The following is a 14,932-nucleotide window of genomic DNA, read 5'->3' on the forward strand; positions in this document are numbered from 1 at the left end:
GTCCAGAGGGGCGGGCGCTTCCCCCATCCTACAACATCCCTCACCCGGGTAGGATGGGTGGAGCACAGCGCAACCCATCGCGGACCGCCCGGTCGATGGGTTACGGCGCTGCGCGCCTGTACCCATCCTACAAATTCCCGCCCGGGTAGGATGGGTGGAGCGCAGCGCAGCCCATCGCGGAGCGGCCAGACGATGGGTTACGGCGCTCCGCGCCTGCACCCATCCTACAATCCCCCCGATGGAACGGGTGAGGTGCAGCGCAACCCATCACGCAGCGGCCAGCGGCCAGGTCGCCAGCACCCGGTAGCCGCTGCCGTCGCCGGGGGACTCCACCAGGGCGAAGCTGCGCACCGCCCAGTCGATGGGCACGAATTCCGCCGGGGCCCGGCAGCGTCCGGCCTTGCGCGCCAGGGTGACGTGCGGCGCGAAAGGCCGGGTCTCCGGCGTGCCGCCGCAGTCGGCCAGGGCCGCGTTCAGCTGCCGGTACAGATCGACCAGCGCCGGCGGCGGCGCGGTCGGTCCCAGCCAGGCGATGCGGGCACGGCGGAAGTGGCCGAAGCGGTCCAGGCACAACTCAAAGGCCGGGCAGCGGATGGCCGCGGCCGCCTGAATCATGCAGTCGCGCCGTGCGGCCGGGGTCTGGCCCAGGAACACCAGGGTCAGGTGCAGGTTGCCCCGCGGGACCCGCCGGCCGCTGTCCCGGGCCGCGGCCGCGGCCGCGGCATCGAGCCGCTCGCGCACCCCGCCGTCCGGCCACAGGGCGAAGAACAGCCGCTGCGTCGCGTCAGTCGTGATGTCCGAGGGCTGCGAGAAGGCCATAGAGTGCCCGCTCCACCGCCTGGCGGCGTACCGCTTCGCGGTCGCCCGGCAGTTTCAGGGTTTCGGCGCGGGGCGCCTGGTGGAGCCGGTTCCAGGCGAAGCAGACAGTGCCGACCGGCTTGTCCTCGGTGCCGCCCTCGGGGCCGGCGATGCCACTGATGGCCACGGCCAGCTGCGCCCGGCTGTGCGCGAGGGCGCCGGCGGCCATCTCCCGGACCGTCGCCTCGCTCACCGCGCCCTGCGCCTCCAGCGTCGCCGGACTCACGCCCAGCAGGTCCTGCTTGGCGGCGTTGGTATAGGTGACGAAGCCCCGGTCGAACCAGTGCGAACTGCCGGGGGTGTCGGTGATGACCTTGGCCAGCCAGCCACCGGTGCAGGACTCGGCCACGGTCAGCATCACCCCGGCCTCGGTCGCCGCCCGGCCGAGCGCCCGGCTCAGGTCCGACAGCCGCGCTTCATTGCTATTGGTGCTCTGGGTCATGGATCAGCCTTGTAGGTCGGGTTGGCCCGGAGGGCATAACCCGACATATGCGGCAGCACCGCCGGGGTGTCAGGTTACGCTGCGCCAACCCGACCTACAACATACCCCGCCCGGGTAGGATGGGTGGAGCGCAGCGCAACCCATCGAGGCCGGTCGGTCGATGGGTTACGGTGCTCCGCGCCTGCACCCATCCTACTGCCCACCTTCTATCGGTCAGGATTTGTGCTCGAGGATGCGCACGCCGAGATTGTAGCCCTGGCCGTTGGCCGCGGGCTCCACCCGCACCACCTCGACCGCGGCATACAGCGGCGGCACCAGGGCCTTCTCCGGGACGATGCGCACCTCCAGCCGCGTGCCGGGGGCGAATTCCCGGTCGGTGTCGATGGACAGCCCCTGACTGCTCAGGTCCTGGGCATGGCCGTAGAAGGTCTCGCCGCTGGCCAGGTCCTTGCACTGGATCCGGGTGTCCAGCGCCATGCGCCGGAAGTCGCGTTTCTCGTCATAGTCTCGCCGCATGGGCACTGCTCTCCTCGGGATACGTCATTGCGAGCACAGCGCGGCAATCTCCAACCGGCTGATTCTGCATTATGAGATTGCCGCGCTGTGCTCGCAATGACGGAAAAAACGAGCCATCCCGCCGGCGCAAGGGAGCGGGTACCGCCGTGAGTGTGGCCTTGCCGGGACGAGGGACGTAAACTTCGCGCCATGACCGGGACCGCTCCAGCCAATGCCGCCCACACTCCAATGATGCAGCAGTACCTGCGCATCAAGGCCGGGCACCCCGACATCCTGGTCTTCTACCGCATGGGCGACTTCTACGAACTCTTCTATGATGACGCCCGCCGCGCCGCCGCCCTGCTCGACATCACCCTGACCCGACGCGGCCAGTCGGCCGGCGAGCCTATCCCCATGGCCGGCGTGCCGGTGCACAGCGTGGAGCAGTACCTGGGCCGGCTGCTCAAGCTGGGCGAGTCCGTGGCCATCTGCGAACAGGTCGGCGACCCGGCCAAGAGCAAGGGTCCGGTGGAGCGCAAGGTGGTGCGCATCGTTACCCCGGGCACGCTGACCGACGAGGCCCTGCTGGACGAGCGCCGCGACAACCTGCTGGCTGCCGTGGCGGTCGATGGCGAGGGCGACTACGGCCTGGCCGCGCTGGACCTGGCCAGCGGCCGCTTCACGGTGCAGGAACTGGCCGGCGAGGAGGCCCTGGCCGGCGAACTGGAGCGCCTGGCGCCGAGTGAGCTGCTGCTGCCGGAGGGCGCGGCCCTGCCCGCCTGGCTGAATGATCGCCCCGGCAGCCGCCAGCGCCCGGCCTGGCTGTTCGACACCGAGGCCGCCTATCGCCGGCTGACCGAGCAGTTCGGCACCCGGGATCTCACCGGCTTCGGCTGTCAGGGCCTGCCGCTGGCGGTGGGCGCGGCCGGCTGTCTGCTGGGCTATGTGCAGGAGACCCAGCGCGCGGCCCTGCCGCATCTGCGCGGCCTGGCCCACGAACGGCGCGAGGACGCCATCATTCTGGACGCCGCCAGCCGCCGCAACCTGGAACTCGACAGCGCGCCTTCGGGCGAGCGCCGCCACACCCTGCTCGGGGTGCTGGACACCGCCGCCACCAGCATGGGCAGCCGGCTGCTGCGGCGCTGGCTGCACCGGCCGTTGCGCGACACCGCCCGCCTGCATCAGCGTCATCAGTGCGTGGACGCGCTGCTCGATAACTGCAATTACGCCGCCTACCAGGACAGCCTGCGCGGTATCAGCGACATGGAGCGTATCCTCTCGCGCGTGGCGTTGAAATCGGCGCGGCCGCGCGACCTGGCCGGGCTGCGCGACAGCCTCGGCCAGCTGCCCGCACTGCGCGAGCAGCTGCGCGCCAGCGACGATCCGCTGGTGACCGAACTGCGCCAGCGCATCGGCGAGCATCCGCAGCTGCACAAGCTGCTGCGCCGCGCCATCATCGAATCGCCGCCGGTACTGATCCGCGACGGCGGCGTCATCGCCGCCGGCTACGACAGCGAGCTGGACGAGTTGCGCGGCCTGAGCGAGCATGCCGACCAGTTTCTGCTGGAACTGGAAAACCGCGAGCGCGAACGCACCGGCATCAGCACCCTGAAGGTGCGCTACAACCGGGTGCACGGCTATTACATCGAGGTGAGCAGAGCCCAGTCCGATCAGGTCCCGGCCGACTACCAGCGCCGCCAGACGCTCAAGGGCGCCGAGCGCTACATCACCCCGGAGTTGAAGCAGTTCGAGGACAAGGTGCTGAGCGCACGCGAACGCGCCCTGGCGCGGGAGAAGGCGCTCTACGACAGCCTGCTGGAGCAGCTGTGCGAGCATCTGGCCACGCTGCAGGGCTGTGCCGAGGGCCTGGCCGAACTGGACGTGCTGGCCACCCTGGCCGAACGCGCCGATGCCCTGGACCTGCGCCGGCCCAGCCTGTCCCCCACCCCGGGCCTGTCGATCCGCGCCGGCCGCCACCCGGTGGTGGAACAGGTGATGGACAGGCCTTTCGTGCCCAACGATGTCGAGTTCGACGACGCGCGCCGGATGCTCATCATCACCGGCCCCAACATGGGCGGCAAATCCACCTTCATGCGCCAGACCGCGCTGATCGTGCTGCTGGCGCACATCGGCAGCTTCGTGCCGGCGCAAGCGGCCGTGATCGGGCCGATCGACCGCATCTTCACCCGCATCGGCGCCTCGGACGATCTGGCCGGCGGGCGCTCCACCTTCATGGTGGAGATGACCGAGACCGCCAACATCCTGCACAACGCCAGCGAGCAGAGCCTGGTACTGATGGACGAGATCGGCCGCGGCACCAGCACCTACGACGGCCTGTCGCTGGCCTGGGCCTGTGCGGCGGACCTGGCGCAGCGCATCCGCGCCTTCACCCTGTTCGCCACCCACTACTTCGAACTCACCCAGCTGCCGGAGCACTACCCCGGCATCGCCAATGTGCACCTGGACGCCATGGAACACGGCGAGCGCATCGTCTTTCTGCACGCGGTCAAGGAGGGCCCGGCCGATCGCAGCTACGGCCTGCACGTGGCCGCGCTCGCCGGCATCCCGCAGCCGGTGCTGCGCCAGGCCCGGGAGCGACTGCGCGAACTGGAAGCCCAGCCGATCGAACCGGCCACCGCCGGCGCGGCCGACGGCCCCCAGCTGGGGCTGTTCTCCACCCCGGCCGACCATCCCCTGCTGGAGGCCCTGGAGGGCATCGAGCCCGACGAGCTCACCCCGCGCCAGGCCCTGGATGTGCTGTACAAGCTCAAGGGCCTGCTGGACTGACGCCGCTGCGCCCGACCCGCCACGAAACCGTCACATCAGCCGCCGTTCTCGCGCCTCACGTCACCCCTTAACCCTCTGAAATCAATACCATTCTCCAGCCGGCTGCCTTTTCTCCCCGCATGGCACCCATTTTGCTATTCAAATAAGAAACTTAGGTGTAGGTCGGGTTGGCGCCAGCGTAACCCGACAGGTACCGCTGATGTTGTCGGATTACGCCCTTACGGGCCAACCCGACCTGCCAACTCGGACATGAGGGCCCTTGCATCAGCCGGTTTTCGGTCTCTCCGTCATCCCCGCGAAAGCGGGGATCCATGCGCGGCCGAACCGACAAACGCTGGCCCCCTGCCGTCGCGGGATGACGCGGCACAAACAAGTGCCACTCAAACCGGATACAACAACAGCCCGGGGTCGCCCCCATCGGCAACAAGGACGCGTCATGCAACTGAACAAGATTTCGTTGAAGGCCATCACCATCGGCACCATCCTGCTGGTTGGCGCCACCACCGTGGCACTGGCCCTGTACTCCGGCAACCGCTACCGCGCGGCCGCCCTGACGGAACAGACCGACCTGAGTGAGCGCAAGCTGCAGACCCATGCCAGCCAGTTGCTGCAGCAACTCGAGCGCAACGCCCGTCTGGTCGGCCATGCGCTGGGCAATGATCCGGCGTTTCAGCACATCCTGGTCAACAGCGGCATGGGCAGCCGCCGGCTGGCCGCCTATCTGGAGCAGTCAATCCACGACCTGGGGCAGACCACCGGCCTGGAGGGCTACCGGGTCGGCGTCTATTCCGCCGACGGCGAGCCGCTGGCCGGCAGCGGTGAACTGGCCATGGACGGCGCCCTCGATCCCGAGACCCTGCAGGCCCGTCGGGGGGCGGGAGACAGCGGCCAGCTGCGTCTGACGCCGACCGGGCCGGTACTGAGCCTGACACTGCCGGCCGGCACCCCGCAACGCAGCGCCTGGCTGGAAATCCAGGCCGGACTGGACACCGCCGTGCAGCAGCTGGAGGCCGCACTGGGACAGCCGCTGCTGCTCGCCACCCGCACCGGCAAGCCGCTGTACCGCTCTCCCGACTGGCAGTCCGGCAGGCAGGGCGAGCGCATCAGTGTGCAGCACGTGCTGCAGGATGCCGCGGGCAGCCCCCTGCTCACCCTCAGTGCCCAGCAGCCGCAGGAACGACTGGTGGCCAACATGCTCGACGTGCGCAACCAGACCGCCGTGGCCTACGTGGTGCTGTTCGGCGGCGCGCTGCTGATCGCGCTGGGCATCTTCAACCGCTTCCTGTTCGCCCCGGTCAATGCCCTGATCCAGGACATGCGCCGCGGCGCCGACGGCGATCTGGACAGCCAGGTGCGCGAGGACCAGCTGCGCGAATTCAGCCTGCTGGGCCAGGCCTTCAACCGCATGACCCGCAAGATGAAGGAGAACCTGGAGCGCGAGCGCCAGGCCGCCGAGGACCTGACCGGCAAGGTGGAACTCATTCAGGAAGTCGTCGAGATGGCCGCCCGCGGCGACCTCACCGGCCAGCTGATGATCTATCGCGACGACGACATCATTTCGGAACTGGCCAGCGGCGTACAGGGCATGCTGGACAGTCTCAACAGCCTGGTCGCCCGCATCCAGCAGGCCGGCATCCAGGTGACCTCCTCGGTGACCGAGATCGCCGCCACCGCCAAGCAGCAGGAGGCCACGGTGAACGAACAGGCCGCCACCACCAACGAGATCCGCGCCACCGTGACCCAGATCTCGGCCACTTCCAACGAACTCGTCAACACCATGCACGAGGTCACCGACGTCGCGCTCAAGACCGCCGAGCAGGCCAACGCCGGGCGCAGTTCGCTCACCCGCATGGAGGAGACCATGCGCCACATGCTGGAGGCGACCAACACCATCAATTCCAAGCTGGCGGTGCTGAGCGAGAAGGCCGCCAACATCAACACCGTGGTGACCACCATCAACAAGGTCTCCGACCAGACCAACCTGCTGTCGCTCAACGCCGCCATCGAGGCGGAAAAGGCTGGCGAGTATGGCGTGGGCTTTTCCGTGGTGGCCACCGAGATCCGCCGCCTGGCCGACCAGACCGCCGTGGCGACCTGGGACATCGAACAGATGGTCAAGGAGATGCAGTCGGCGGTCTCGGCCGGCGTGATGGGCATGGAGAAGTTCTCCACCGAGGTGCGCACCGGCGTGGACGATGTGCGCAACGTCAGTTCGCAACTCGGACGCATCATCGAGGAGGTGGAGAATCTCATCCCGCGTTACGAGGAGGTGCACGAGGGCATGCAGTCGCAGGCCCAGGGTGCGAACCAGATCAACGATGCCATGGTGCAGCTGGCCGAGACCTCGCAGCAGACGGCCGAGTCGCTGCGCCAGTCCAACGGCGCCATCCAGCAACTCAACGAGGCGGCGCGCCGGCTGCAGGAAGGCGTCTCGCACATCAGGCTCAATGCCTGAGCGGGAGCGGCAACCGCCATGCTTCATGTGCTGTTTCATCTCGACGCCCAGCGCTACGCCCTGGACACCGGGCGGCTGATCGAGATCGTGCCCTTCGTGGAACTGCGTCCACTGCCGCGGGCACCGGCATACGTGGCCGGCCTGTTCGACTACCGCGGCCGCACGGTGCCGGTCATCGACCTGACCGCCTTGACGCTGGGTCGGTCCAGCCGGGTCCTGCACAGCACCCGCATCCTGGTCATCGACCATCCGCTCACGGCCGGCGGCAGCCGGCCGCTGGGCCTGCTGGCCGAACAGGTCGTGGAAACCCTCACGCTGGCGCCGGAGGCCTTCACCGACACCGGGGTGGAGATCCCCGATGCCCATTATCTCGGCCGGGTGGCCCGCGATGAACGCGGTCTGCTTCAGGCCGTGGAGGCGGATGCGCTGCTCACCCCCGAGGTGGAAGCGCTGCTGTTCCGGGACGTGGCCGCATGCAGCTGACCCGGATCGAGCAACTGCTGCAGGACACCATGGGGCTGAATGCCGCCTCCATCGGCTCCAGCGCCATCCAGCGTGCCGTGCGCGAGCGCATGCGGCGCACCCACATCGACGACAGCGAACGCTATCAGCAGCGCCTGGAAAGCAGCCCGGAGGAAATGCGCGAGCTGATCGAACTGGTGGTCATCCCCGAGACCTGGTTCTTCCGCAACTGGCACCCGTTCCAGGCCCTGAAGCGGCACCTGGAGCAGCACTGGCTGCCGCGCGCGGGCGAGCGCAGGCTGCGCCTGCTCAGCCTGCCCTGCTCGACCGGCGAGGAACCCTACACCCTGGCCATGGTGCTGGCCGACCTGGGGCTGGCCCCGGACCAGACCGAGGTGCACGGCGTGGACATCAGTCGGTACAACATCGATACCGCGCGCCTGGGCATCTACCGCCAGAACTCCTTCCGCGGCGACCATCTCGATTACCGTGACACCTGGTTCCGCCAGACCGATGACCGCTACCACCTGCACCCCGACATCCGCGACCGGGTCCGGTTCGAGCAGGGCAATCTGCTCGATCCGGAATTCAGCCGCGACCGCGCACCCTACGACGTGATCTTCTGCCGCAACCTGCTCATCTATTTCGACCGCCCGACCCAGGCGCAGGCCATCGACATCCTGGAAGGACTGCTCGGCCGCGACGGCCTGCTGTTCGTCGGCCATGCCGAGACCGGGGTGCTCGCCGGTCGCGGCTTCCGGTCACTGAACCTGCCGCAGAGTTTCGGTTTTCACCGCGAGCTCGGAACGGCCGGCGCCGCAGTCCCGGACGCACCCCGGCTGCGCCAGTCGCGCCGGTCACGGCGCACGCCGATCAGGCCGCGCCGCCAGCCGCGGCCGCACTGGATCGACCAGCGGGAGCAGGCCGTGGCCGCGCCGCCGCAGAGCGCGGCCGACCCGGGCGTGGAGCAACTCGAACAGGCCACCCGGCTGGCCGACGACGGCCACCTGGTCGAGGCGGCCGAGTTGTGCGAGCAGCTGCTGGAGGCCCAGGGCGCCCAGGCCCAGGCCCTGTATCTGCTGGGACTGATCCGTGATGCCGCCGGCGAGCCCGAGGAAGCCGAGCGTCTGCTGCGCCAGGCCATCTACCTGGATCCGGCGCACTGTCCCGCCATGCTGCACCTGGCCCTGGTGCTGCAGCGCCGCGGCGAGGCCCGGGCGGCGCAACGCATGCAGGAACGCCTTGAACGCTGCCAGCAACGCGAGGCTGCCAATACACGATGAACACGCGTGCCGACAGGGAATTCACCATCGACGACTGCTGGAACCGCATCGGCATCTGGCGCCGTGGGGGCGAGCCCTGCCCACGGCTGGCCGAGCTCATGCACTGTCACAACTGCGAGGTCTATTCCCGCGCTGGCCGACGCATGCTGGAACGCCCGCTGGCCGAGTCGGTGCGCGCCGAGTTCACCCGCAGCTATGCCGAGCCGCCGGCGGCGGCACAGCGGCACAACCGCAGTGCCCTCATCTTCCGGCTGGGCGACGAATGGCTGGGCCTGAACGGCCGCAGCGTCGACGAGATCACCGGCGCCCGTCCGGTGCAGCGACTGCCGAACGTACCCGGCAACCTGGTCAAGGGACTGGTCAACCTGCGCGGCGAGTTGCAGCTGTGCGTCTCGCTCGGCGGACTGCTGGGGCTGGAGCGCGGCGACCACACCCCGCGCATGGGCAGCGTCGGCATCGGCGATCGCATGATCCAGGTCCAGCGCGACGGTAAGCGTTATGTGTTCCCGGTCACCGAAGTGCACGGGCTGCATCGCTATCATGACAGTGAACTGCACAGCCCGCCGGCGACGCTGAGCAAGGCCCGCGGCACCTACACCCGCGGCGTCCTGAGCTGGCGCGAGGTCCAGGTAGGGATCCTCGACGACGACCTGATCTTCCACAGCCTGGAACGGAGCCTGCGATGAGCGGCCAGTCGATCAACCCGGTGATGCTGGAACTGTTCCGCACGGAACTGGAAAGCCATACCCGGGCGCTGGGCGAGGGCCTGCTGCAGCTGGAGGAGAATCCCGCGGCCAGCGCCCCGCTGGAGGGCCTGATGCGCGCCGCCCATTCCATCAAGGGCGCGGCCCGGATCGTGGATATCACGCCGGCGGTACGGCTGGCGCATGCCATGGAGGATGTGTTCGTCACTGCCCAGCAGGGGCGTCGCGCCCCCGCCGCCGCACACATCGATGCCCTGCTGCGGGCCACCGACCTGGTGCGCGGCATCGCCGCCCATGCCGATGACCCGGCCTGGCTGCAGCAGCAGGAGGCGGCCATCGACGCCATCGTACAGTCCCTGGGCGGTGAGGCCGCGGCGGCAACGGATCCGCCCACCGGCGCACAGCCCACCGCGCCGGTCACCCCCGGGTCCGCCGCTTCCGGCGGCGCGGCGCAAGCGGCAGACGCCGCGCCGGACGCGAACCTCGAGCCCGCCATGCTGGAGTTGTTCCGCGGCGAGGCCGGGGCCCAGCTGGCCATGCTGATGGACGGACTGCTGCAGCTGGAATCCGCACCCGGCGACAGTGTCGCCCACGAGCAGTTGATGCGCGCGGCCCATTCGCTCAAGGGCGCGGCCCGCATGGTCGGCATCGACACCGGAGTGCGGCTGGCGCACGCCATGGAGGATATCTTCGTTGCCGCCCAGCAGGGCGGGCTGGAACCCAGTCCCGAGGCGATAGACGTGCTGCTGCAGAGCACCGACATGCTGCAGCGCCTGAGCCAGAGTCCCGACATCGGTGACTGGTGCCGCCAGCATGCCGGCGAGGTCGACCGGCTGGGCGGCCTGCTGGCCGACGTCCTGGCCGGGCGCGAGGTTCAGCCCCCGGCTCCGACCGCCCCCAGCACGGAACCCACCCAGCCGGCCGCCGGCAGCGGCGCAACTCACGCCGCGGACAGTGCCATCCGGGTCTCCAGCGAAAGCCTCAACCGGCTGATGGGTCTGGCCGGCGAGGTTCAGGTCGAGGCGCGCTGGCTGCGGCCCTTCGCCGACGGCCTGCAGCACATCAAGCAGTATCAGTCGGAACTGATCGGGCTGCTGGACCGACTGCGCGACTACATGGACTCGCCCCGGGTCGACGATTTCGGCCGCAACCTGTTCAACGACGCCCTGCGCCGGGCCGGCGACTGCCGGCATCTGCTCAGCGATCGCCTGGGTGAACTGGAGGAATACGACCGCCGCACCCACAACCTGGCCGGCCGGCTCAGCCGCGAGGTGGTGGCCAGCCGGATGCGGCCCTTCGCCGACGGCGTGCATGGCTTCCAGCGCATGGTGCGCGACATCAGCCGCGCGCTGGGCAAGCAGGTGCGGCTGGACATCCGCGGGCTGGAGACCCGGGTCGACCGCGACATCCTGGAAAAGATCGAGGCGCCGCTCAATCACCTGCTGCGCAACGCCCTGGATCACGGCATCGAGACGCCGGAGGCGCGCGCCGCGGCCGGCAAGCCGGAACAGGCGCGGCTGCGTCTGGAGGCGATACACAGTGCCGGGATGCTGTCGATCATCGTCGAGGACGACGGCCGCGGCATGGACCTGGAGCTGCTGCGGCAGAAGGTGGTGGACAAGCAGCTGGTCAGCGCGGAAATGGCGAAGGATCTGAGCGAATCCGAGTTGATGGAGTTCATCTTCCTGCCCGGCTTCTCCACCCGCAGCGAGGTCACCGAGATCTCCGGGCGCGGCGTCGGTCTGGACGTGGTGCACAGCGTGGTCCAGGAGATGCACGGCCTGGTCAACGCGGTCTCGCACCCGGGCCGGGGCATGCGCTTCCACATGCAGCTGCCGCTCACGCTTTCCGTCATGCGCTCGCTGCTGGTGGAGATCGCCGGCGAACCCTATGCCGTGCCGCTGGCCCAGATCAACCGCACGCTCAAGCTCGACCGCGGCCAGATCCAGGTCCTGGAGGGGCGCCAGTACTTCACCCTGGGCAATCATCACATCGGCCTGGTGGCGGCCAACCAGCTGCTGGGCCTGCCCGAGGGGCCGCCGGATGAAGACGAGGCCTGCATCGTCGTGCTGGGCGAGCGCCTGGACCGCTACGGCTTCGTGGTCGACCGGTTCCTGGGCGAACGGACGCTGGTGGTCAACCCGCTGGATCAGCGCCTGGGCAAGCTCAAGGACATCGCCGCCTGCTCCATACTGGAAGACGGCCGTCCCTGTCTGATCCTGGATGTGGACGATCTGCTGCGCTCGGCCGACCTGGTGATCGCCGGCGGGCGTCTGGACCGGATCGAACAGGCCCGTTCGCACCAGGCGGTCAAGACCGGCAAGCGCATCCTGGTGGTGGACGACTCCATCACCGTGCGCGAGGTCGAGCGCAACATGCTCGCCAATATCGGCTACCAGGTCGAGGTGGCCGTCGACGGCATGGACGGCTGGAACGCCGTGCGCATGGGTGATTATGACCTGGTCATCAGCGACATCGACATGCCGCGCATGAACGGTTTCGAGTTCGTCAGCCAGATCAAGCAGGACCCGAACCTGAAACATACCCCGGTGATGATCGTCTCCTACAAGGACCGCGACGAGGACCGCACCCGCGGGCTGGAGGTCGGTGCCGACTATTACCTGACCAAGGGCAGTTTCCAGGACGCCACCCTGATCGATGCCGTGCAGGACCTGATCGGGGAGCCGTGAGCGTGTTTTATTCGGGTCTGCAGACGTAGGTCGGGTTAGCCCGCTGGGCGTAACCCGACGCTGGCCGCCATGCCTGTCGGGTTACGCTGCCGCTGACCCGACCTGCATATGATTTGTTTTTTTGAGTTGCTTTTTTGCTGTTTAAACGGAGTTAACCGCACATGCTGCGTATCGCCATCGTCAACGACATGCCGCTTGCCCGCCAGGTGCTGCAGCAGCTGATCCTGGCCAGCGGTCGCTACCGCATCGCCTGGGTGGCCGAGGACGGCGCCCAGGCCGTGGAACTGGCCGAACAGGACAAACCCGACATCATCCTGATGGATCTGATCATGCCGGAACTGGACGGCGTGGAGGCCACCCGGCGGATCATGCAGCGGGCCGCCTGCGCCATCGTCATCGTCACCTCCAGCGTGAACACCAACGCCGCACGGGTGTTCGAGGCCATGGGCGCGGGCGCCCTGGACGCGATCAACACCCCGGTACTGGGGCTGTCGGGCGAACAGGAGGGCCGGGAGCAGTTGCTCTACAAGCTCGACACCATCGCCCGGCTGGTCGAGGCCACGCGGCGGGTCCAGCCGCTGGACCGGCCGCAGCCGCCACCGCCGGCCGTACCGCACCGGGGCGAGTACCTGGTCGCCATCGGCGCCTCCACCGGGGGGCCGGCCGCCATCCGCACCATCCTGTCGGCCTTCCCGGACGGGTTCCCGGCCGCCTTCGTCATCATCCAGCACGTGGACGAGCAGTTCGCGCCCAGCTTCGCCCGCTGGCTGGACGAGGAAGTGGCCCTGCCGGTGCGTCTGGCCCGCCAGGGCGACCCGGTCCGGGTCGGCCAGGTGCTGGTCGCCGGCGGCGGCGAGGCCCATCTGGTGATGGACGAGCGGCAGCGCCTGGGCTACGCCCGGGAGCCGGAAAACTACCCCTACCGCCCGTCGGTTAACGTTTTTTTCGAATCCATGGCTCAATTTTGGACGCATCATGCCGTTGGTATCTTATTGACAGGGATGGGCCGCGACGGCGGCGCCGGGCTGCTGGCCCTGAAACAGGCCGGCTGTCATACTATCGCGCAGGATCGTGAGACCAGCGCCATCTATGGCATGCCCAAAACCGCCGCCGACCTGCAGGCAACCAGTGAAATCCTGCCGTTGAATCAGATTGCCGTCGCCATTGAAGAGGCGATCAGCCGCAACAAGGGATAGCATCACACAGCTCATGAAGGAATCCGCACTCATGCAGCCGCAGGCCAGCGAGACCGACACGGATCAGCCGTGCGTGGTGCTGCTGGTCGACGACCAGGAGATGGTGGCCGAGGGCATCCGCCGCATGGTGGAGGATGAACCGGGCATCGAGCTGCACTATTGCCAGGACCCGCGCAACGCCATCCAGATGGCCACTGAGCTCAAGGTCACGACCATCCTCCAGGACCTGGTCATGCCCGAGATCGACGGCATCATGCTGGTGCGCTTCTACCGCGCCAACCCGGTCACCCAGGACATCCCCGTGATCGTGCTCTCCAGCAAGGAGGATCCGTCCATCAAGAGCGACGCCTTCAGCTGCGGCGCCAACGACTACCTGGTCAAGCTGCCGGACAAGATCGAACTGGTGGCCCGGGTCCGCGCCCACTCGCGCAGCTACCTGCTGCAGAAGGAGCGCGACGCGGCCTATCACGCCCTGCGCGAGATCCAGCGCCAGCTCGAGGAAAGCAACACCCAGCTCGAGGAAAGCAACCGCGAGCTGCAGCGCCTGTCCTCGCTGGACGGCCTGACCGGCATCGCCAACCGCCGCCAGTTCGACAAGATGCTGGACAAGGAATGGCAGCGGGCCCTGCGCAACTGCACCGGCCTGGCGCTGGTCATGATCGACATCGACTACTTCAAGCTCTACAACGACACCCACGGCCATCAGCTCGGCGACGACTGCCTCAAGGTCGTGGCGCGCGAACTCGATCATGTCGTGCACCGTCCCTCCGACCTGGTGGCCCGCTACGGTGGCGAGGAATTCGCAGTGATCCTGCCCGACACCGACGAGGAAGGCGCGCTGCAGGTGGCCGAGAAGATGCAGCAGGTCATCCACGACCTCAACATCGAGCACGAGGCCTCGAAGGTCTCCGACCGCATCACGCTCAGCATCGGCATCGCCACCGCCAGTCCGCGCGGCGGCCTGCCCGACGACCTGCTCAAGCAGGCCGATGCCGCCCTCTACGAGGCCAAGAGCCAGGGCCGCAACCGCATCGTGGTCAAGTCCGACATCCCCGTCGCGGGCTGACCCGGCCGCCCGGCCGGTCTCGCCAAACCCTGCGTAATCCCCTATCATTACGGGCCGTTGACCGGAACTGATTACGGAGCCCGTTATGACCTTTGTCGTGGTTGAGAACTGTATCAAGTGCAAGTACACGGACTGTGTCGAGGTCTGCCCGGTCGACTGCTTCCACGAAGGCCCCAACTTCCTGGTCATCGATCCGGAGGAATGCATCGACTGCACCCTGTGCGAGCCCGAATGCCCGGCCGAGGCGATCTTCGCCGAGGACGACATCCCCGAGGGCCAGGAGCATTTCCTCGAACTCAACGCTGAACTGGCGCAGAACTGGCCGGTGCTCACCCAGAAGAAGGACGCGCCGGACGACGCCGACGAATGGAACGGCAAGCCGGACAAGCTGAAGCTGCTGGAAAAGTAGAAGACGGCGTGGGATGTCGTCGTCAGGTGCAGGCTGGGCTGAACGCAGTAAAGCCCAACCTGCGGACTGCCTGAAGGCGCAGGAT

Annotated in this window: 12 protein-coding genes; 9 read left to right on the plus strand and 3 right to left on the minus strand. The window is 68.1% G+C overall.

Annotation, left to right across the window (positions count from 1 at the left end; genetic code table 11):
• Positions 1–267: 267 nt before the first annotated feature.
• From thpR to CFK21_RS11875, 3 genes are all read right to left on the minus strand, one after another.
• Entirely contained in the window at positions 268–819 is a 552-nt protein-coding gene (gene thpR, locus CFK21_RS11865; protein ID WP_096366855.1) for an RNA 2',3'-cyclic phosphodiesterase, read from the minus strand.
• A complete protein-coding gene (locus CFK21_RS11870; RefSeq protein WP_096366856.1) occupies positions 785–1,300 on the minus strand; it encodes a CinA family protein in 516 nt (171 codons plus the stop codon). Before CFK21_RS11870 ends, thpR begins: the two co-directional genes overlap by 35 nt.
• 213 nt (positions 1,301–1,513) lie before the next feature.
• A complete protein-coding gene (locus tag CFK21_RS11875; protein WP_096366857.1) occupies positions 1,514–1,816 on the minus strand; it encodes a PilZ domain-containing protein in 303 nt (100 codons plus the stop codon).
• Positions 1,817–2,005: 189 nt separating this feature from the next.
• Between CFK21_RS11875 and mutS the strand changes: the two genes are divergently transcribed.
• The 9 genes from mutS to fdxA all read left to right on the plus strand — a co-directional run bounded on the left by mutS (position 2,006) and on the right by fdxA (position 14,847).
• Positions 2,006–4,582, plus strand: coding sequence for a DNA mismatch repair protein MutS (gene mutS / locus CFK21_RS11880; RefSeq protein WP_231971508.1), 2,577 nt, complete (start codon positions 2,006–2,008; stop codon positions 4,580–4,582).
• A 436-nt stretch (positions 4,583–5,018) separates the two neighbouring features.
• Positions 5,019–7,037 (plus strand): methyl-accepting chemotaxis protein, encoded by a 2,019-nt coding sequence (locus tag CFK21_RS15420; RefSeq protein ID WP_197702951.1) that lies wholly within the window; start codon positions 5,019–5,021, stop codon positions 7,035–7,037.
• An 18-nt stretch (positions 7,038–7,055) separates the two neighbouring features.
• On the plus strand, positions 7,056–7,520 hold the full coding sequence (locus CFK21_RS11890) for a chemotaxis protein CheW (RefSeq protein ID WP_096366860.1): 465 nt from the start codon (positions 7,056–7,058) through the stop codon (positions 7,518–7,520).
• Positions 7,511–8,782, plus strand: coding sequence for a CheR family methyltransferase (locus CFK21_RS11895; RefSeq protein ID WP_096366861.1), 1,272 nt, complete (start codon positions 7,511–7,513; stop codon positions 8,780–8,782). The genes CFK21_RS11890 and CFK21_RS11895 overlap by 10 nt, the downstream gene beginning before the upstream one ends.
• Positions 8,779–9,468 (plus strand): chemotaxis protein CheW, encoded by a 690-nt coding sequence (locus tag CFK21_RS11900; RefSeq protein WP_096366862.1) that lies wholly within the window; start codon positions 8,779–8,781, stop codon positions 9,466–9,468. The genes CFK21_RS11895 and CFK21_RS11900 overlap by 4 nt, the downstream gene beginning before the upstream one ends.
• On the plus strand, positions 9,465–12,176 hold the full coding sequence (locus CFK21_RS11905) for a hybrid sensor histidine kinase/response regulator (protein ID WP_096366863.1): 2,712 nt from the start codon (positions 9,465–9,467) through the stop codon (positions 12,174–12,176). The genes CFK21_RS11900 and CFK21_RS11905 overlap by 4 nt, the downstream gene beginning before the upstream one ends.
• Before the next feature lie 164 nt (positions 12,177–12,340).
• A complete protein-coding gene (locus CFK21_RS11910; RefSeq protein ID WP_096367604.1) occupies positions 12,341–13,372 on the plus strand; it encodes a chemotaxis response regulator protein-glutamate methylesterase in 1,032 nt (343 codons plus the stop codon).
• A gap of 13 nt (positions 13,373–13,385) precedes the next feature.
• The gene (locus CFK21_RS11915; protein ID WP_096366864.1) at positions 13,386–14,438 is read left to right on the plus strand and encodes a response regulator; all 1,053 of its coding nucleotides are present in this window, start codon (positions 13,386–13,388) and stop codon (positions 14,436–14,438) included.
• 85 nt (positions 14,439–14,523) lie between these two features.
• Positions 14,524–14,847: a ferredoxin FdxA gene (gene fdxA / locus CFK21_RS11920; RefSeq protein ID WP_096366865.1), complete on the plus strand. Its 324-nt coding sequence runs from the start codon at positions 14,524–14,526 to the stop codon at positions 14,845–14,847.
• The last annotated feature ends 85 nt before the right edge of the window (positions 14,848–14,932 follow it).

This window comes from Thiohalobacter thiocyanaticus (genome assembly GCF_002356355.1).
Lineage (GTDB): Bacteria > Pseudomonadota > Gammaproteobacteria > Thiohalobacterales > Thiohalobacteraceae > Thiohalobacter > Thiohalobacter thiocyanaticus_A.